Genomic DNA, 17752 nt, shown 5'->3' on the forward strand with positions numbered 1-17752 from the left:
AAGAACTACGAAAACGGACATATCTCCGCGAAGCGATGGCCGCTTTGCGGGGCTCTGGCCTGGTTGCGTACTGAATGGGAGTTGTGTCGGGAGCTGGGAAGTATCGCGCTGAAGTACTACATGGGGTCGTAGGTCACACCTTTGTGCACTTTGGGCTGGTCGGGTTACCAAGGTGGAGCCCGCCCGGTGAGCGCCTCGAGCGTCCCGCCGGAGGGGCTTTCCTCTGTTCCCGTCCCCATGAGGTTCGAATGTTCCCGCGTGTCACGTCCCGTTCTTCCCGTACGACCCTCCGCACCCGCGCCGCGGTGATGGCCGCCGGCCTCGGAGCCTCGGTCGCACTGGGAGCCGGGGTCGCGGCCGCCACCGGCACCACGGCGGCTTCCAGCACCTCCACCGCGGCGAGCGCCGTCGAGGCCCAGGCCGCGGCGCAGGCCAAGGCGGCGAAGGCCGAGAAGGCCGCCGCCAAGACCGCCACCGCCAAGAAGACGGCCACCAAGAAGAAGGCCGCCTCCTGGGTGGACCCGGTGAAGAACTACAAGCTCACCGCCAGCTTCGCCCAGAACGGCGGCATGTGGGCCAGCAAGCACAGCGGCCAGGACTTCGCCGTGCCGATCGGCACCAACGTCGTCGCCACCCACGGCGGCACCGTCGTCAAGGCCGGCGGCAACGGCGCCGGCGACGGCCCCGCCTACGGCAACGCCATCGTGATCAAGCACGGCAACGGCACGTACTCCCAGTACGCGCACCTGTCGAAGATCAACGTGAAGATCGGCCAGATCGTGAAGACCGGCCAGTCCATCGCGAAGTCCGGCAACACCGGTAACTCCAGCGGCCCGCACCTGCACTTCGAGATCCGTACGACCCCGAACTACGGCTCGGCCGTCGACCCGGTCTCCTTCCTGCGCTCCAAGGGCGTGACCGTCTGACGGTCGCCGGCTAGGAGCCGCCGGCTCCCCGGTGCGCCTGGGTGACCAGATCGGTGGCGACCTCGAGGACGGCAGCGCGCTTGTCCTCGGGGTCGCCCGCCAGGTCGTTGAGAACGAACATCCCGGCGTGCAGCGTGAAGAGCGCACTCACACAGCGCACCTGGTCGGCCAGGTCCGCTTCGGGGTCTATGAGGATGTCCCGCAGGCCCAGCATGCGGGTCTTGAACATCTCCCCGATGCGCAGGTCCCGCACCGTCGCCTGGTTCTCCTGCATGAAGCGGAACAGCGGGGCCGCGGCCGCCAGCGCGTCGCTGTAGCGGCGGATGATCTCCTGCTTCGTCTCCAGGGTGTGCGGCTGCTCCCGCCCCCACTCGATCAGGTCCTCCACCGGCCGGACCAGACCCTCGAAGATGCTGACCAGGATCTCTTCCTTGGTCTTGAAGTGGTAGTAGAGGGCCGCCTTGGTGACGTCCAGCCGCTCCGCGATCTCGCGCAGCGAGGTCTTCTCGTACCCCTGCTCGGCGAAGAGTGCGAGCGCCACGTCCTGGATGCGCCGACGGGTGTCCCCGCGGCGCCGCTGCTGCTTGGTGCTGTCCATCGTGCCGCCCATCCTCCTACGCACCTCCCGCTCCGCGCACTTTCCGAATACTTACTTGACGCCCGGCTAGTAGCGCGTCTACTTTCCCGAGTGTAGTCAACTTGCCGGTCGGCAAGTAAGTAGGTGCGAGACACAGCGGCAGCTGGGGGAGTGAAGGTTCATGGCGGACGCACCGGCGGCGGGGGCCGTCGAAACGGGTGACGGCAAACAGCCGAGGAGCGTGCGGGTGGTCCTGCTCGCGCTCATGATCGCGATGATGCTCGCGATGCTGGACAACATGATCATCGGTACGGCAATGCCGACGATCGTGGGCGAGCTGGGCGGCCTGGAGCACCTGTCCTGGGTGGTCACGGCCTACACGCTCGCGACCGCGGCCTCCACGCCGCTGTGGGGCAAGCTCGGCGACATGTACGGGCGCAAGGGCGTCTTCATGACGTCCATCGTCATCTTCCTGATCGGCTCCGCGCTCAGCGGCATGGCCCAGGACATGGGCCAGCTCATCGGCTTCCGCGCCGTCCAGGGCCTCGGCGCCGGCGGTCTGATGGTCGGTGTGATGGCCATCATCGGCGACCTGATACCGCCGCGGGAGCGCGGCAAGTACCAGGGCATGATGGCCGCCGTCATGGCGCTGGCCATGATCGGCGGACCGCTGGTCGGCGGCACCATCACCGACCACTGGGGCTGGCGCTGGTCCTTCTACATCAACCTGCCGCTCGGCGCGATCGCGCTGGTCGCCATCAGCGCCGTGCTGCACCTGCCGAAGAAGCGCGGCCAGGCCCGGATCGACTATCTCGGCGCCGCGCTGCTGACCGTCGGCATCACCGCGATCGTGCTGGTCACCACCTGGGGCGGCACCGAGTACGCCTGGACCTCCGCGCGGATCATGGAGCTGATCGGCATCGGCGTCGCCGCGCTGGTCGGGTTCGTGTTCTGGCAGACCAAGGCCGCCGAGCCGGTCGTGCCGCTGCACATCTTCCGCAGCCGCAACTTCACGCTGATGTCCCTGATCGGCTTCATCACCGGCTTCGTGATGTTCGGCGCCACCCTCTTCCTGCCGCTGTACCAGCAGGCGGTGCAGGGGGCCTCCGCCACCAACTCGGGGCTGCTGCTCCTGCCGATGCTGGGCGCGATGCTCGTCATGTCGATGGTCGCGGGGCGGGTGACGACCAACACCGGCCGGTACAAGATCTTCCCCATCGCGGGCGGCGTGCTGATGACCGTCGGGCTCTACCTGCTCTCCCTCATGGACACCGACACCAGCCGCTTCACCTCCGGCGTGTACATGGCCGTGGTCGGTCTCGGCATGGGCTGTCTGATGCAGATCACCATGCTGGTCGCGCAGAACAGCGTGGAGATGAAGGACATGGGCGTCGCGTCCTCGTCCACCACCCTCTTCCGTACGCTCGGCTCCTCCTTCGGCGTCGCGATCATGGGCGCGCTCTTCAACCACCGGGTGCAGGACGTCATGGCCGAGCGGGCCGGGGCGCTGGGGTCGAAGGTGACGGAGCAGTCGGCGCAGCTGGACGCGGCGAGCCTGGCCAAGCTGCCCGAGGCGGCGCGCGACGCCTACCAGCACGCGGTGTCCGCCGGAAGCCACGGCGCCTTCCTGCTGGGTGCCGCGGTGGCGGTCCTCGCGCTGGTCGCGGCGGTCTTCGTGAAGGAGGTCCCGCTGAAGGGCGCGGGCCCGAAGGCGGCGGACGGCCCGGCCGACGGGGACGACGACACGGCGGCGGCGAAGGCACCGGTGACCGAGGCGGTGTGAGCGCCCGCGCCGCCTGCGCCGAGGCCCCCGGGTGGTTCCGGCCACCCGGGGGCCTTCGTCGTACGCCGGTCAGCCGCGGCCGCACTCGAACCACACCGTCTTGCCCCGCCCGTCGGCGTACGCCGTGACGCCCCACCGGTCCGTCACCGCCCCGACGATCACGAGCCCGCGCCCGCCCTCGCCCAGCGCGTCGGCGGCCACCGCCACCGGCAGCTCCGGACAGTCGTCGGCGACCTCCACGCGCACTCCGCCCGGGTACAGCAGGAAGCACACGCGGCAGCGGCGGCCGGGCACGTGCCGTACGACGTTGGCGACCAGCTCCGTGAGCGCCAGCTCGGCGGCGTCGGCCACCTCCCGCAGCCCGGAGCGGACGAGGTACAGCCGCAGCACGCGGCGCAGATGGCGGGCCGAGTGCGCGCCCATGGCGAACTCGGCGTGGTACTGGCTCTCGACGTCCGCCGCTCGCGGACCGGTTGCGTGATTCACGCCACAAGGCTGCGACGCGCTGCGTACGCTCGGCTACGCACAGGAACGAACGCCGTGAGGTGTTGCCGTCCGCAGTCCCGGAGTGAGGTGCCGCAGTGGCCAACGTCCAGTCCCTCGACCCGACCGCTTCCCCGCTCGACTACTACGGCTGGGAACTGCGCCGCCAGCGCGAGGCGCACGGCCTCAAGCAGGGCCAGCTCGGCGAGATCATCTTCTGCACCGGCTCACTGATCGGCCAGATCGAGACCACGAAGAAGGTCCCGACGCGGGACTTCTCCGAGCGGGTGGACGCGGCGCTGGGCACGGACGGGTTGTTCTCGCGGCTGATCGGGCTGGTGCTGCGCAGCCAACTGCCCACGTGGTTCCAGCCGTACGCGGAGATGGAGGCGAAGGCGGCGTACATCTCGACGTATCAGGCGCAGTTGGTCTACGGGTTGTTGCAGACGGAGGAGTACGCGCGGGCGGTGCTCGCCACCGGCATGCCGGACGACCTGGAAGGCCTGTTGGCGGCGCGGATGGAACGCCAGCGCATCCTGGAGCGTAAGCAGCCGCCGCTGACCTGGGTGGTGCTGGACGAGGCGGTACTGCATCGGCCGATCGGCGGCCGGGAGGTCATGCGGCGCCAACTGGAACGGCTGTTGGAGTTCGCCGGCCACCGGTGGATGCATGTGCAGGTGCTGCCGAACGAGGCGGGGGCCCACGCCAGCCTCGCCGGTTCGTTCAACTTCCTCCGCTTCGACGACAACCCGGACATCGTCTACACGGAGGACATCATCTCCGGTCACATGACGGCCAATCCGGAGACCATCAGGGAAGCCGCTCTCCGTTACGCTCGCTTGCAGGCTGCCGCCCTCTCCGTGGAGGATTCGGCCGAACTGATCACGCGGGTGATGGAGGAACGTTATGGACACGGCTCCCAGCTTGAGGAACACCCAGTGGCGTAAGTCCAGTTACAGCGGCAACACCGGCGGCGACTGCGTCGAGGTGGCCGACAACTGCCCCACCGGCGCCGTCCCCGTGCGCGACAGCAAGAACACGTCCGGCCCGGTCGTCACCGTCGGGGCCCGGGCCTGGCAGGCGTTCGTCGACGGGCTGCGTTAGTCGCCGCGCGCCGCCTGCCGGGCGAGGAACTCCTCGAACGCCGCCTTCTGCTTCGGGTCCATGAAGCCCTGGCGGACGTTGCGGGCCTGCTCCTCGAGCCAGTGCGCCTCGACCGGGTCCAGGAGCTCGGCGACCACCACGCCGTCGCGGGCGACCGCCGTGCGCCCTCCGGCGCGACGCCGGAAGAGCGTGTACGGACCGAACTCCTCGGGGTGAGCCAGCGCCGGCTCCTCCCCTCGGTCGCCTGCCGTGTAGGCGGTGGGCGCCCAGTGTTCCCAGAGCGCCAGCGTCGCCGAGGGCACCAGCACCCCGTGCAGCATGGGCCGGCCCCTGTCCCACACGAACGTGACCGTGACCGGCTCGCCGACCGCCTCGGCCAGCCCGAGCACCCGCTCCACCTCGTCGTTGACCGGGTAGGACACCTCTGCGTCGATCCGTATCCCCATGGCGCCCAAGGCTAGGGGCGACCACCGACACCGCCGCCCGCGCACCCACCGGCCGGTGTCAGTGGCCCGTGCCACCATCGGCGTATGGACAAGCTGCGGCAGCTGCGGCTGGCGAAGGACGCCATGGACCGGGACTGGGCCGACCCGGCCCTGGACCTGGACGCGGTCGCCGCGCACGCCGGGTACTCCCGGTACCACTTCCTGCGCGCCTTCAAGGAGGCGTACGGCGAGACGCCCGGCCAGTACCTCACCCGCCGCCGCATCGAGCGCGCCGAGGACATGCTGCGCACCGCCAACCTGTCCGTCACCGAGATCTGCCACCTGGTCGGCTTCAGCAGCCTCGGCACCTTCTCCACCCGGTTCAAGGCGTGGACCGGCCTGACCCCGAGCGAGTACCGGACGAAGCACGTCGGCCGGGGCACCGCCCTCATACCCGGCTGCTACGTCATGCACTGGGCGGGCGGCGTGCGGCGCAATTCCGGAGAAGCGGACTGAGACCGGCGCTGCCTACCGTGGCAGGACAAGGGAAACGGCCACCGGACAGCAGCAGGAGCACGCCATGATCAAGGGTCTCGCCATCTCGACCGTCTGGGTCCTCGACCAGGACCGGGCCAAGGAGTTCTACACCGAGAAGCTGGGCCTGGAGGTCCGCACCGACATGACCATGGGCGAGGGCGGCATGCGCTGGCTCACCGTCGGCTCGCCGAACCAGCCCGACGTCGAACTGACCCTGATGCTCCCGTCCGGCCCCGCGATGGACCCCGAGTCCGCCGAGATGATCAGGAAGCTGGTGGCCAAGGGCGCGCTCGGCGCCGGTGTGCTGACCACCGACGACATCCACGGCGACTACAAGAAGCTCAAGGACCGCGGCGTCGAGTTCCTCCAGGAGCCGCAGGAGCGCCCGTACGGCACGGAGGCCCTCTTCCGCGACGACTCCGGCAACTGGTTCTCCTTCACCCAGCCCCGCGAGGGCGGCCTCGACATGGACCAGGACTTCGCCTGCTAGCGCCGCCCCGCCCCGTGGGCGTCAGGAGGCGGTGGCCGCCCGGTCCGGCAGCATCGGGTAGCTCCCGGTGTTCGTCGGCGCGTGCTCCGGAAGCCACAGCACGGCGACCGCGCCCTCGGCCGGCACGTGCTCGGGCGCCCCGGCGGGCCGTACGTTGCGGAAGGTGAGCCGGGCGCCCAGGACCCGGGCCTGCCCGGCCGCGATGGTCAGGCCCAGCCCGTGACCGCGGCCGGCCCGGTCCGCGGCGCCGGTGCGGAAGCGGCTCGGCCCCTCGGCGAGGAGGTCCTCGGGGAAGCCCGGCCCGTGGTCGCGGACCCGGATCACCCGGCCCTCCACGCTGACCTCGACCGGTGGACGGCCGTGCCGGGCGGCGTTGGCGAGCAGGTTGAACAGCACGCGCTCCAGGCGCCGCGGGTCGGTGGTGACCTCCGACTCGTGCACCACGTGGACGGCGACGTCCGGGTCCTTGGCCGCCACCCGCCGGGTCACGAAGTCACCCAGCATGATGTCCTGCAGCTCGGCCCGCTCGGAGGCCCCGTCGAGCCGGGCCACCTCCAGCACGTCCTCCACCAGCTTGCGCATCGCCTTCGCCCGGTCCAGCACCAGCTCGGTCGGCCGCCCCGGCGGCAGCAGCTCGGCCGCCGTCAGCAGCCCGGTCACCGGCGTACGCAGCTCGTGCGCGATGTCCGCGGTGACCCGGCGCTCGGCCTCCAGCCGCTTCTGCAGGGCGTCCGCCATGGCGTCCACCGCGCTCGCGAGGTCGTCGGTCTCGTCCCGGACGACACCGCCGATGGCGTCCCGCACCCGCACGTCGGGTTCGCCCTTGGCGACCTCGTTCGCGGCTGCGGCGGCCTTGCGCAGCCGGCGCGACAGCTGGCCGCCGATGAGCACGCCGAGGGCGCTGCCGCCGAGGACGACCGCGATGGAGCCGATGACGAGGGCCTGGTCCAGGTCCTTGAGGATGTCGGAGCTGCGGTCGGTGAACCCGGAGTGCAGGGACATCACGTGCCCGTCCTTGAGCGGCACGGCGGCCCAGATGTCCGTCACCCCGTCCGGCCCCTCGGAGACGTACGTCGCCCGCCGCCCGGCCTCGACCTTGCGGAGCAGTTCCGGGGGCAGCTCGGGGTCGTCGATCTTGGCGTTGGGGAAGTTCTGCCGCCCGGACAGCTCGTAGTTGCGCTGGGCGATCAGGACCCGGTCGTCGGCGAGGTCGCGCGCGTTGTCCAGCATCGAGACCCGCGCCGCGTTGTGCACGACCAGGCTCAGCGCGACCGCGACCAGCGCGCCGACCAGCGCGATGGCCGCACTGAGCTTCCACCGCAGCCCGCTGCGGATGCCCAGCGTGCGGATGCCCGGCCTCACCGCCGGGCGGCCCGGCCGTCCACCCCGGCCTGGACGGACCGGCCTCCTGCCCTCACCCGGGCGGCCCGGTCCCGTGCCCTCACTCGGGCGGCCCGGTGAGGCGGACCGGCGTCGGAAGAACCCCCGCATATCCCTGTATCCCCGCTCAGGCCTTCAACTTGTAGCCGAAGCCGCGGACCGTCTCGATCCGGTCCTGGCCGATCTTGGTACGCAGCCGCTGCACATGGACGTCGACGACGCGGGTGTCCCCGCCCCAGCCGTAGTCCCACACGCGCTCCAGGAGCTTGTCGCGCGAGAGCACCGTGCCCGGCGCCGAGGAGAACTCCAGCAGCAGCCGCATCTCGGTCGGGGTGAGCGCCACCGGCCGCCCGGCCCGCCGTACCTCCATGCCCTCGGTGTCGACCTCCAGCTCACCGAAGGTCAGCACGCCCCCGGTGTCCGAGGCGCCCCCCGCGTCCGCCCGGTCGCCGCCGCCCGCGTGCCCGAAGCGGCGCAGTACCGCGCGGATCCGGGCGACCAGTACGGCCCCGTCGAACGGCTTGGTCACGTAGTCGTCGGCGCCCGCCTCCAGGCCGAGCACCACGTCGATGGAGTCCGCCCGCGCCGACAGCATGATCACCGGCACGGTGGACTCGTCCCGGATGCGGCGGCACAGGCTGACGCCGTCGAGGCCCGGGAGCATGACGTCGAGGAGCGCGATGTCGGGTCGGTCGGCCCGGAACGCCTCCAGCCCCGACAGTCCGTCGGGCATCGCGGTGACCGCGAAGCCGTCCCGCTCCAGGGCGAGCTGCGTGGCCTCGCGGATGACGTCGTCGTCCTCGACGAACAGGACGTGGGTCTGGTCTGCCATCCCGGTGCTCTCAGTCCTCGTGTGCGGTCACTCGGTAGACGCGGCGATCGCCCGCCGCGTTCATTCCCCCGCCGGTGTCGATGTCTCCATCGCCGGCGTTCTCGTCTCGATCGCCGGTGTTCATGTCTTCATCGGTGCGGGCGGCCCGAACGGTTCACCCCGCCGTGCGCGCCCGCTCTCCGGGTCAGCTCTCCGGGTCCGGAACCGGGGAGGGCACGCTGCCGACCGCGTTGCTGTAGTCGTTGTGGGTGCGGTACTCCTCGGTGAACCGGCCCGACGACCAGCCGTACGTGATCACGATCTGGCTGGACGGGCTCGACACCGGGTCGCCCCTCTCGTACACCTGCTTGGACACCACCAGATCGCCGCGGTCGATCTCCGCGTAGACCGGGGGCTCCTCCGCCTGGAACACATTCTGGTACGCGCCGTCCTCCTCGCGGTACACGTAACTGCCCACACCCACCCCGTCACCGCACGTCAGCACGTTGACGACGACGTCCTCGGCGGAGCCGCCGGTCAGCTTCCCGTACGACACGTCGACGGGGTACTGGTCGGCGACGCACGGCTTCAGCTCGCGCTTGACCTCCGCGGAGACCTTCGGGTCGGTCTTGACGAGCCGTACCGCGTCCACGCGGTCGGGAACCTTCGAGGGAGAGGCCACGGGCGAGGGGGAGGCCGCGCCCTCCACCGCCTCCGCGTGGGCGGGCCCCTCGTCGCGGGCGCCGGTGCCGCCCGCCCCGCAGCCGGACAGGGAAACGCCGAGGGCGACGAACGCGGCCACCGCCGCACTCGCCGCCTGCGTGCCACTCCTTGCCTTGCCGGGTGATCGACCGGCGGTCAGGCCGCGCAACGCTCCCGCTCCTCACGCTCCAGCGCCCGCGCGTCCAGATCGCGGGCGACCAGCTCCTCGCGGAGCCGGGCGAGCGCCCGGTGCAGCGTGCTCTTGACCGTTCCCGCCGACATGCCGAGGGCGGCGGCGGTCTCCTCCGTTGACATCTGCTCCCAGTGTCGCAGCACCACGACGCTGCGCTGCTTCGGGGCGAGCACCTTCATGACGTCCATCAGCAGGGCGCGGTCCGCGTGCTGCTCGGTGGAGTCGTCCACGCAGGACTCCGGGAGCTGCTCGGTCGGCACCTCCTCCAGCTTCCGCGCCCGCCACCACTCGGTCCGCGTGTTGATCATCACGCGGCGCAGGTAGGCGTCCGCGAGCCGCTTGTCCTCGATGGTCGACCAGCGGCGGTACGTCCGCGCCAGCGCGGTCTGCAGCAGGTCCTGGGCGTCGACGGGGTCCGGGACCAGGCGCCGGGCGCTGCGCAGCAGCGCGTCCTGCCGGGTGCGGACGTACTCCTCGAACTCGAGCACCTCGCCCATGGTCAACCGCCTTCCCCGTACTCCGACGGTGGTCACCGCCGGCCCACTGCCTGTGGTCCGTAGTCGTCTGTGCCTGCGGGGCACGGAAACGAAGGTAGGGAACCGTTGTCACGGCGCTGTGCGGAGCAACCTTCGGCAAGCCCTCGGCTGTCCGTCGGTTGTGTAACGGAAGGAGGAACCGGGTAAATCGATGCCCTGTTCGGGGGTGGTACGGGTTGTTCTGTCCGATCGTGCGGATGTGACGGGTGCTGCGGATGTGACGGGCTGCGGCACACCGGTGTCACGGACGACGGCACACCGCTGCCGGCCCTGATCCCGTCCCGTTCCCGTCCTGATCCCGCCCTGTGCCCGCGCCGTACGTCAGCTCAGCGGCAGCCGGTACAGCCCGTCCGCCAGCGGTTCCACCAGGCCGTCGGCGACGAGGCCGTCCAGGGCGCGGGCACGCTGCACCGGCTCGTGCCACACCTGGTCGAGGGCCGCCTGCGGCACCGGCCCGGGCGCCTCCCGCAGTACCGCGAGCAGCCGGCCGCGCACCTGCCGGTCGGTGCCCGCGTACGTCTGCCCGCGCCTCGGCGGCCCGTCGTGCGCGGGCTTTCCGGCCAGCCGCCAGGCACACCGGCCGGCGATCGGACAGCGGTGGCAGGACTCGTTCTTCGCCGTGCACACCAGGGCGCCCAGCTCCATGGACGCGGCCGCCCAGCGGGCGGCGTCGCGCTCGTCGTCCGGCAGCAGCGCGCGTGCCAGCTTCCGTTCCGCGGCGGTGGTGGCGTTCGGCGGGTACTGCACCCCGGTGACCGCGCGGGCGAGGACCCGGCGGACGTTGGTGTCCAGCACGGCGTGCCGCTGGCCGTAGGCGAACGAGGCGACCGCGGCGGCCGTGTACTCGCCGATGCCGGGCAGCGCCAGCAGTTGCGCGTGGTCCGACGGCACGTCACCGCCGTGCCGTTCCGCTATGGCCGCGGCCGCGCCGTGCAGGCGCAGGGCGCGACGCGGGTAGCCGAGCCGGCCCCAGGCCCGGACCGCCTCGCCGGGTGCCTCCGCGGCGAGGTCGGCGGGGCGCGGCCAGCGGGCCATCCACTGCTCGTAGACGGGCAGGACGCGGTTCACCGGCGTCTGCTGGAGCATGAACTCACTGACCATCACACCCCACGCACCGGCCTCGGGACGCCGCCACGGCAGGTCACGGGCGTGCTCGTCGAACCAGTCGACGACGGGGGCGTGCAGCGGCACGGCGGACGCGGCGGGGACAGACGTACCGGCCACCGCGGCGGGGACGGACGTACCGGGGACGGCGGCGGGGGCCGGGGTCCCGGCGGGGTCGGAGGGGCCGTTGTGCGAGGGCTTCGTGGGCGCAGTCATGACCCTCCGATCCTGCCACGGAAGGACCACCGCACGGGCGCACCGCCACCCGGTGGCGGCCACGACACCTGACGATCGGCAGGGGCGCCGCCCCGTCCGCCGCTTGTAGCGTCGGTCCCATGGAAGGTACCCGTCCGTCCGGCGACGCGGGCCCCGCCGCAGCGGGCCGGCACGCTTCCCCCGGCGACCGCACCGCACCGGGCCCGGCACGGGAGGCGGCTCCCGGCCACCGCGCCCCCTCCGGCCCCGACGCCGCTCCCGCCACCACCCCGGCCCTCGGGGCGGGCCCGGCCGCCGGAACCCCCACGCCCGCCACCTCCCGACTCGCCCCCGTGGCCAGAGGCGTCCTCCTCTGGGCCGTCCTGGCGCTGCCGGCCGTCACCGCGGACGGGCTCGGCATGAACGAGCCCCGTCCGCTCTGGCAGCAACTGGCCGGCCTCGGGGTGCTCGCCGGAGCCGCCGCCTGCTCCCGGCGCCGGCCCCTCGTCGCCTTCGTACTCGCGGCGGGCGTGAGCCTGGCCGCCGCCCCGGCCCTGTTCACCGTCTCCTACGGCCCCGCCCTGGGCGTCTTCGCCCTGCTGCTGGGCCTGCGCGCCCCCCGGGCCCGCCCCGCGGTCGCCGCCTTCGTGGCCCTCGGACTCGTCGGCACGGCGCGGATCGCGCTGGTCGGAGTCGACCCGCCGCCCGAGTGGCTGGTCATGACGGGCACGCTGCTCTTCGGCTGCGTCTTCCCCTGGCTCTGCGGACGCTACTGGCGCCAGAGCCGGGCGCTGGCCGAGGCCGGCTGGCTCAGGGCCGCCCGGCTGGAGGACGAACAGCGGCACGCCGAGGAACGGGCCAGGCTGCGCGAACGGGCCCGGATCGCCCAGGACATGCACGACTCCCTCGGCCACGAACTGAGCCTGCTCGCCCTGCGCGCCGCCGCCCTCCAGGTCTCGCCCGGCCTCGCCGACGACCACAGGGCCGCCGCGGCCGACCTGCGCGTCGCCGCCGCGGACGCCACCGACCACCTGCACCGCATCATCGGCGTACTGCGCGAGGACGACGATCCGGTCCCGCTCGTCCCCGCGGGGGAGAGCGTCGAGGAACTCGTCGCCCGGGCCGCCGAGTCGGGTCTCCCCGTCCGCTGGGAGCGCGCCCCGGACACCGCCCACGCCCCCGAGCCCGGCGGCATCGCCGGACGCCTCCTGCACCGCATCGTGCGCGAGGCGCTCACCAACGCGGCCCGGCACGCGCCGGGAGCCCCGGTCGTCGTGGCGGTCGAGGACCAGGGCCACGGCACGGCCGTCACCGTCACCAACGGACCGGCCACCCAGGAGGCTGCCCCGAGCCAGGGCGGTTCCGGCCTGCTCGGGCTGCGCGCCGCCGTCACCTCGGTCGGCGGCGACTTCCGGGCAGGCCCGCACGGTGAGGGGTTCCGCGTGCGGGCGTACGTCCCCGCACAGCAGCCCACCACCTCCGCCCTGCCGCCCACCGCTCCCACGACCGCCCCCACGTCCTCCGTCACCCCGACCACACCCACGACCTCCGCCGCCCCCTTCACCCACGCCCGCCGTCGCGTAGCCCTGGGCCTGGGCGCCGCCGCCGGTGCGGGCGCCGTCCTGGTCGGGGCGGCCTTCGGCTGGTACGCGTACACGGAGACGCACTCGGTGCTCACCCCGGCCGCGTACGCGGAACTGAGCCCGGGCATGCCTTACGGCGAGGTCGTGCCCGTGCTCCCGGACCGCGAGGCGCACGACCCGCCCACCGACCGCGCCCCCGCACCACCACCCGGCGCCCACTGCGTCTACTACCGGGCGAGCGGCGAACTCCTGGTCTCCATCGACCACTTCCGGCTCTGCTTCGACGCCCGGGGAGAACAGGGGAAACTGATCGCGAAGGACGTCGTCTCCGGCATCGGCCGGCCGGACCAGGACCGCGACGAGAACACGGAGAACGGGGGACCCGCACGGTGATCCGGGTACTGCTGGCCGACGACGAGGCGATGGTGCGGGCCGGCGTGCGCGCCATCCTGGCGAGCGGCGGCGAGAGCGAGGTCGTCGCCGAGGCGGGCGACGGCCGCGAGGCGGTCGAACTCGCCCGCGCACACCGCCCCGACGTGGTCCTGCTGGACATCCGCATGCCCCGCCTGGACGGCCTCGCGGCGGCCGAGGAGCTGGTGCGGACCGTCCCCGGCACGGCGGTGGCGATGCTGACCACCTTCTCCGAACACTCCTACGTGGCCCGCGCCCTGGCCGCAGGAGCCACCGGCTTCCTCCTCAAGTCCGGCGACCCCTACGAACTGATGGCCGGTGTACGGGCCGTGGCGGACGGCGCCGCCTTCCTCTCCCCGAAGGTCGCCCGGTACGTCGTCGAGGACCTGGGCAGGGACGGCGGCCGGTTCGCCCGCGAGGAGCGGGCACGCGCACGCGTCGCACTCCTCAGCCCGCGCGAGCGCGAGGTCCTCGGCCTCGTCGGCGCCGGCCTGTCCAACCCGGAGATCGCCGCCCGGCTCCACCTCGTCGAGGGCACGGTGAAGGCGTACGTGAGCGCGGTCCTGGAACGGCTCGAGGTACGCAACCGGGTCGTGGCGGCGATCGTGGCGTACGAGGCGGGACTCGTCGAGACGGACACCTGAACCGACTCGACGACGCCCGAGCCGGTTCGATGGCGCTGGAGTCGGCTCGATGGCGCCCGAGCCGACTCGACGACGCCCGTGCCGTCTCAACGACGCCGGTGCGAGGCGGCGTACGCGGTGCGCGGCCCCTCCCCGGTCAGCCACCGCACCGCCGGGGCCGACGACGTCCGCATCGCCTCGGCCAGTCGTGTCGCCGGGCGCGTGCCCAGGCGTACGGCGACGGCGGCGACCAGGGCGCCGAACAGCAGCCCGGCGACGACGTCGTGGGGGTAGTGGACGCCGACGAAGACCCGGGAGAAGGCCATCAGCAGGGCCAGCGGAGCCGTCAGCCACACGAGCGCACGCCGGACCAGGGCCAGCGTCACCGCCGAAGCCCCCGCTATCGTCGCGTGGTTGCTCGGGAAGGACCAGTCGCCGGTCGGCGGGCACTCGGCCAGGGACGGCACCGCTCCGGTGACCGCCCGGCACGGACGTTCCTGCGCGAACACGGACTTGACCAGCTCGCTGCCGACGTAGGCCAAAGCCGTGGCCACGGGTGCAAGGGCTGCGATCGCGAAGGCGCGGGTGCTGTCGCTCCTCGACCGCCACCAGGCGACGACGAACAGCGCCCCGAACAGAAGGATTCCCGCCTCCGTCCACACTTCCGCCGTGTGCTGTACCCACGTTGGGGTGTCATGGGCGAAGCCGGTGATGTCTCGGTAGAGCTCGTCGTCCTCGAAGTTCATGCTCACGGACGGTAGGCAACGGCCCGATGTCGTCACACCCTGCGATCGACATGTGCCGCCCCTGACGATCGGCAGGGGGTCCGGGACCGTCTCCGGAATGATGATCGGTAAAAGATCCCGCCCCGAACGGCGGGTGGGACAAGGGAACGCGCCGATCTCTCGTACAGTTTGCGCCGTGGGATCTCTGCGCAATCCGGTCGGGCCGCTTCCCTCCTCCATCTACTGGCGACGGAGGGCCGTACTGCTGTCCCTGCTCGCCCTATTGACACTGTTGATCGCGTGGGTCGTGGTCTCCGGCGACGGTGGCGGCGGCAAGGACCGTGAGGACGGCGCCAACGGCAAGAACCCGGCACCCTCGATCACCCCCGGACCCTCGAGCTCCGGTCCGGCGATCAGTGAAGCCCCGGGCGGACGCGACGAGTCGGGCGGCGGTGACTCCGACGGGTCGGGCTCGGGCACCGGGGGCGCGGGCGGCGGCGAGTCCGGCGGGACCGGCTCCGGCGGCGCGGGTGGCGGCGCCGGGAACGGCACCGGAAACGGCGCGGGTGCGGGCGGCTCCGCGGGCGGCGCGGCGACCGGAGTCGGCGCGGGCGACGCACTGCCGGGCGGTTCGGGCCTGCCCGACTGCACGCCGGGCGCCGTGAAGTTGAGCCTGCGCAGCGTCCGCAACAACTACACGCCGGGCCAGACCCCCACCTTCGAACTGACCGCGCGCAACACCTCCGGCGCCGACTGCAAGGTCGATCTCGGCCCGAAGAACGCGGTGTTGACGATCACGCCGGCCGAGGGCGACGACGCCTACTGGTCCTCCGACGACTGCGTGAAGGGCACGGGCAGCCTGCAGTACCGGGTGGCCGCCGGTAGCGGCATCACCTACACCGTGAAGTGGGACCGCAAGCCGAGCGCCCCCGAGTGCGGAACCCCTCCGGCGGGATCGGCGAAGGCGGGCACGTACCTGGTGGAGGCGAAGGCCGAGGGCTTCGAGAAGGTGCGTACGTCCTTCGTCCTGAAGAACGACTGAGCGACCGGGTGTCTGAGCAACCACGTGTCTGATCGGCGGAGTGACTGATCGTCTGAGTCCGACTCCGCGCCCCGCTGCGCATCGAGCCGGCCAGCCTTGTACGAGCGCCGCTGATGGGTGAGCCGCACCCAAGCGAGAACCCGGCCGGGGACCGGTCCTCGGGCGTCTGCGACGTGGGTGGTGCCCAGGACGGAACATGGAGTGAGAACTCGAGGCGACGACGCCGCGTGCACGCACCGCGTCGAGTGACAGCTACGCCACCGTGGTGCACGGCCCGCTCGTCGAGGTCGCTTCACCGTCTTCGCGGGCTTTGATCTGCCCGAACACGGCCTTGACACCTGCAGGCGGGCGGAACTCTCGGCGCGGGCAGCGGTAACGACCTTGAGGGCGGGGCGAGATACACGCATCTGCGAAATCCGGCGTTGACGCCCCCACCAGCCGTCTGTACTGTTAGGTACACACCGAACCGAGTGGTACACGTTGAACCGATCGGTACACGGCGAATCGATCGGTACACGGCGAATCGATCGGTACTCACCTTGCTCTCGAAAGGCGCCGTAATGCCTCGTCCTCCCCTCCCCCCGTTCACTGAGGCCACCGCGATCCAGAAGGTCCGCGCCGCCGAAGACGCGTGGAACACCCGTGACCCCGAGCGCGTCTCCCTCGCGTACAGCGAGGACAGCTGGTGGCGTAACCGCTCGACCTTCGTGCAGGGCCGCCCCGCCATCGTCGGCTTCCTCGCCGACAAGTGGGGCCGGGAACTCGACTACCGCCTCATCAAGGAACTGTGGGCGTACACCGGCGACGTGATCGCCGTGCGCTTCGCCTACGAGTACCACGACGCTGCCGGCCAGTGGTTCCGCGCCTACGGCAACGAGAACTGGCACTTCGACAAGGACGGTCTGATGACCCACCGCCACGCGAGTATCAACGACGTCGCCATCGATGAGTCCGAGCGCACGTTCTTCTGGGACGCATCCGGCCCCCGTCCGGCGGACCACCCCGGCCTGAGCGAGCTCGGACTGTAATGGCACGAACCGTCCTCGACCGGTCGGACGTCGTCCACGCCCTCGCCGGCGTCTTCCGCAAGCGAGGTTTTGAAGGCGGCTCCCTGTCGGTCATTCAGCAGGAGACTGGCGTCGGCCGCGGCAGCCTGTACCACTTCTTCCCACGAGGGAAGACCGACATGGCCGCTGCCGTCCTCGAGCAGGTAAGCGAGTGGTTCGAGGAACGGATCTTCACCCCCCTGCGCACTGCCAACGACGCCGCCGAGGCGATCGAAGCTATGTCGCAGGAGGTGGCGGAGTACTTCACCTCGCGCAATCGCGTGTGCCTGTTCGCCGCGATGACCTTGGGCGAAGAGCAGGACACGTTCGCCGACGCGGTGCGGACCTACTTCACCGACTGGGTCGACGCCCTCGCGGGAGTGCTGCGCACCGGCGGTCTCTCACCTCAGGAAGCGGCAGACCGCGCGTTGGACGCAGTCGCGGCAATACAGGGCGGGCTGATCTTGGCCCGTGCATACGGCGACGACGCGACGTTCCTCGGAATCGTCGCCCGCACCGAGCAGCACCTGCTCGGTGCCACTCGCTGAGCGGACACCCCAGACCGGCGTCAGTCTGGCGACCGGTCCGGTCCGCCCCCACTACACAGTGCCCGCATGCGTGATCGCTCAGCCGCATGCGGCCTCCATCTCCGACCGGCCGGCACCCCCGGCTGGCACACCTCGCTGCTGCCGTCCTGCCGGCGCAGCTCAGCGTCGCGGTGGTGGCGGGGCCCTCGGCGGCCACGTGGACACTCTGGGTGTCCAGCACCACCAGGGTCGGGTCCTCTGATCGTTCGGGCCCTCTCCCGGACCTGGCAGCGCAGGAGTTCATGGATGCCCTGGTCGGTCCCGTCGTCCCGCCAGGCGGCGAAGTAGTAGTACGTCGCACTCTTCTGCGGCAGATCATGTGGGAGATAGGCCCACTGGCAGCCGGTCCGCCCCTGGTAGAGGATCGCGTTCACGATCTCCCGCATGTCGTAGGCGCCTTGGTGACCGCTGACCGAACGGTGCCGGTCCTTCCACGCCGTGATCACCGGCTCGATCAGAGCCCACTGCTCATCCGATAAGTCACTCCAT

The 17752-nt window shown here is 71.6% G+C and carries 20 protein-coding genes and 1 pseudogene; 11 read left to right on the plus strand and 10 right to left on the minus strand.

All coding sequences use genetic code 11. The features are described from left to right. Positions 1-248 precede the first annotated feature (248 nt). Positions 249-926 (plus strand): M23 family metallopeptidase, encoded by a 678-nt coding sequence (locus tag ACLIN4_RS19410; protein WP_100048457.1) that lies wholly within the window; start codon positions 249-251, stop codon positions 924-926. A 10-nt stretch (positions 927-936) separates the two neighbouring features. On the opposite strand, the gene ACLIN4_RS19415 is transcribed toward ACLIN4_RS19410, so the two are convergent. Beyond that, positions 937-1524 carry a TetR/AcrR family transcriptional regulator gene (locus ACLIN4_RS19415; protein WP_107478778.1) on the minus strand — a complete coding sequence of 196 codons (588 nt, stop codon included), beginning with the start codon at positions 1522-1524 and terminating at the stop codon, positions 937-939. 160 nt (positions 1525-1684) lie between these two features. Between ACLIN4_RS19415 and ACLIN4_RS19420 the strand changes: the two genes are divergently transcribed. Then, a complete protein-coding gene (locus tag ACLIN4_RS19420) occupies positions 1685-3286 on the plus strand; it encodes an MDR family MFS transporter (protein WP_100048456.1) in 1602 nt (533 codons plus the stop codon). A 69-nt stretch (positions 3287-3355) separates the two neighbouring features. Here ACLIN4_RS19420 and ACLIN4_RS19425 read toward each other — a convergent pair whose 3' ends face one another. Continuing rightward, the gene (locus ACLIN4_RS19425; protein ID WP_373420325.1) at positions 3356-3772 is read right to left on the minus strand and encodes an ATP-binding protein; all 417 of its coding nucleotides are present in this window, start codon (positions 3770-3772) and stop codon (positions 3356-3358) included. Positions 3773-3867: 95 nt separating this feature from the next. On the opposite strand from ACLIN4_RS19425, the gene ACLIN4_RS19430 reads away from it, so the two are divergent. Together ACLIN4_RS19430 and ACLIN4_RS19435 are read left to right on the plus strand one after the other, a co-directional pair. Further along, positions 3868-4716: a helix-turn-helix domain-containing protein gene (locus ACLIN4_RS19430; protein ID WP_289911943.1), complete on the plus strand. Its 849-nt coding sequence runs from the start codon at positions 3868-3870 to the stop codon at positions 4714-4716. Beyond that, positions 4694-4873 carry a DUF397 domain-containing protein gene (locus ACLIN4_RS19435; RefSeq protein WP_381915002.1) on the plus strand — a complete coding sequence of 60 codons (180 nt, stop codon included), beginning with the start codon at positions 4694-4696 and terminating at the stop codon, positions 4871-4873. Before ACLIN4_RS19430 ends, ACLIN4_RS19435 begins: the two co-directional genes overlap by 23 nt. Here the strand turns inward: ACLIN4_RS19435 and ACLIN4_RS19440 are convergent. Next, positions 4870-5319: a hypothetical protein gene (locus ACLIN4_RS19440; RefSeq protein ID WP_411576052.1), complete on the minus strand. Its 450-nt coding sequence runs from the start codon at positions 5317-5319 to the stop codon at positions 4870-4872. The two genes, ACLIN4_RS19435 and ACLIN4_RS19440, sit on opposite strands and share 4 nt — an antisense overlap. A gap of 84 nt (positions 5320-5403) precedes the next feature. Between ACLIN4_RS19440 and ACLIN4_RS19445 the strand changes: the two genes are divergently transcribed. Together ACLIN4_RS19445 and ACLIN4_RS19450 are read left to right on the plus strand one after the other, a co-directional pair. Continuing rightward, positions 5404-5814 carry a helix-turn-helix transcriptional regulator gene (locus ACLIN4_RS19445; protein ID WP_107478775.1) on the plus strand — a complete coding sequence of 137 codons (411 nt, stop codon included), beginning with the start codon at positions 5404-5406 and terminating at the stop codon, positions 5812-5814. Between the two features lie 64 nt (positions 5815-5878). Beyond that, on the plus strand, positions 5879-6325 hold the full coding sequence (locus ACLIN4_RS19450; RefSeq protein WP_100048451.1) for a VOC family protein: 447 nt from the start codon (positions 5879-5881) through the stop codon (positions 6323-6325). A gap of 21 nt (positions 6326-6346) precedes the next feature. Here ACLIN4_RS19450 and cseC read toward each other — a convergent pair whose 3' ends face one another. From cseC to ACLIN4_RS19475, 5 genes are all read right to left on the minus strand, one after another. Beyond that, the gene (cseC, locus tag ACLIN4_RS19455; RefSeq protein ID WP_107478776.1) at positions 6347-7816 is read right to left on the minus strand and encodes a two-component system sensor histidine kinase CseC; all 1470 of its coding nucleotides are present in this window, start codon (positions 7814-7816) and stop codon (positions 6347-6349) included. A 16-nt stretch (positions 7817-7832) separates the two neighbouring features. Continuing rightward, entirely contained in the window at positions 7833-8537 is a 705-nt protein-coding gene (gene cseB, locus ACLIN4_RS19460; protein ID WP_100048449.1) for a two-component system response regulator CseB, read from the minus strand. A gap of 184 nt (positions 8538-8721) precedes the next feature. Beyond that, positions 8722-9387 (minus strand): hypothetical protein, encoded by a 666-nt coding sequence (locus ACLIN4_RS19465; protein WP_179342572.1) that lies wholly within the window; start codon positions 9385-9387, stop codon positions 8722-8724. Continuing rightward, the gene (locus ACLIN4_RS19470; protein ID WP_100048447.1) at positions 9375-9914 is read right to left on the minus strand and encodes a SigE family RNA polymerase sigma factor; all 540 of its coding nucleotides are present in this window, start codon (positions 9912-9914) and stop codon (positions 9375-9377) included. Before ACLIN4_RS19470 ends, ACLIN4_RS19465 begins: the two co-directional genes overlap by 13 nt. 354 nt (positions 9915-10268) lie before the next feature. Then, positions 10269-11267 carry an A/G-specific adenine glycosylase gene (locus ACLIN4_RS19475; RefSeq protein ID WP_257101727.1) on the minus strand — a complete coding sequence of 333 codons (999 nt, stop codon included), beginning with the start codon at positions 11265-11267 and terminating at the stop codon, positions 10269-10271. Between the two features lie 119 nt (positions 11268-11386). Between ACLIN4_RS19475 and ACLIN4_RS19480 the strand changes: the two genes are divergently transcribed. Continuing rightward, positions 11387-13222, plus strand: coding sequence for a sensor histidine kinase (locus ACLIN4_RS19480; RefSeq protein WP_411576053.1), 1836 nt, complete (start codon positions 11387-11389; stop codon positions 13220-13222). Then, positions 13219-13884, plus strand: a complete 666-nt coding sequence (locus ACLIN4_RS19485) for a response regulator transcription factor (protein ID WP_307652374.1) — start codon at positions 13219-13221, stop codon at positions 13882-13884. The genes ACLIN4_RS19480 and ACLIN4_RS19485 overlap by 4 nt, the downstream gene beginning before the upstream one ends. 86 nt (positions 13885-13970) lie before the next feature. Here ACLIN4_RS19485 and ACLIN4_RS19490 read toward each other — a convergent pair whose 3' ends face one another. Further along, complete coding sequence (locus ACLIN4_RS19490) at positions 13971-14609, minus strand: phosphatase PAP2 family protein (RefSeq protein ID WP_107479923.1); 639 nt, start codon at positions 14607-14609, stop codon at positions 13971-13973. 175 nt (positions 14610-14784) lie between these two features. On the opposite strand from ACLIN4_RS19490, the gene ACLIN4_RS19495 reads away from it, so the two are divergent. From ACLIN4_RS19495 to ACLIN4_RS19505, 3 genes are all read left to right on the plus strand, one after another. Continuing rightward, complete coding sequence (locus tag ACLIN4_RS19495) at positions 14785-15630, plus strand: hypothetical protein (protein WP_107479922.1); 846 nt, start codon at positions 14785-14787, stop codon at positions 15628-15630. A gap of 560 nt (positions 15631-16190) precedes the next feature. Then, on the plus strand, positions 16191-16658 hold the full coding sequence (locus ACLIN4_RS19500; RefSeq protein ID WP_107479921.1) for a DUF1348 family protein: 468 nt from the start codon (positions 16191-16193) through the stop codon (positions 16656-16658). After that, positions 16658-17224 (plus strand): TetR/AcrR family transcriptional regulator, encoded by a 567-nt coding sequence (locus tag ACLIN4_RS19505; protein ID WP_289911961.1) that lies wholly within the window; start codon positions 16658-16660, stop codon positions 17222-17224. The genes ACLIN4_RS19500 and ACLIN4_RS19505 overlap by 1 nt, the downstream gene beginning before the upstream one ends. A gap of 166 nt (positions 17225-17390) precedes the next feature. On the opposite strand, the pseudogene ACLIN4_RS19510 reads toward ACLIN4_RS19505, so the two are convergent. Beyond that, a pseudogene (locus tag ACLIN4_RS19510) lies at positions 17391-17721 on the minus strand (transposase); the annotation flags it as partial. Positions 17722-17752 lie beyond the last annotated feature (31 nt).

Source organism: Streptomyces mutabilis, assembly GCF_046628145.1.
Taxonomy (GTDB): domain Bacteria; phylum Actinomycetota; class Actinomycetes; order Streptomycetales; family Streptomycetaceae; genus Streptomyces; species Streptomyces mutabilis.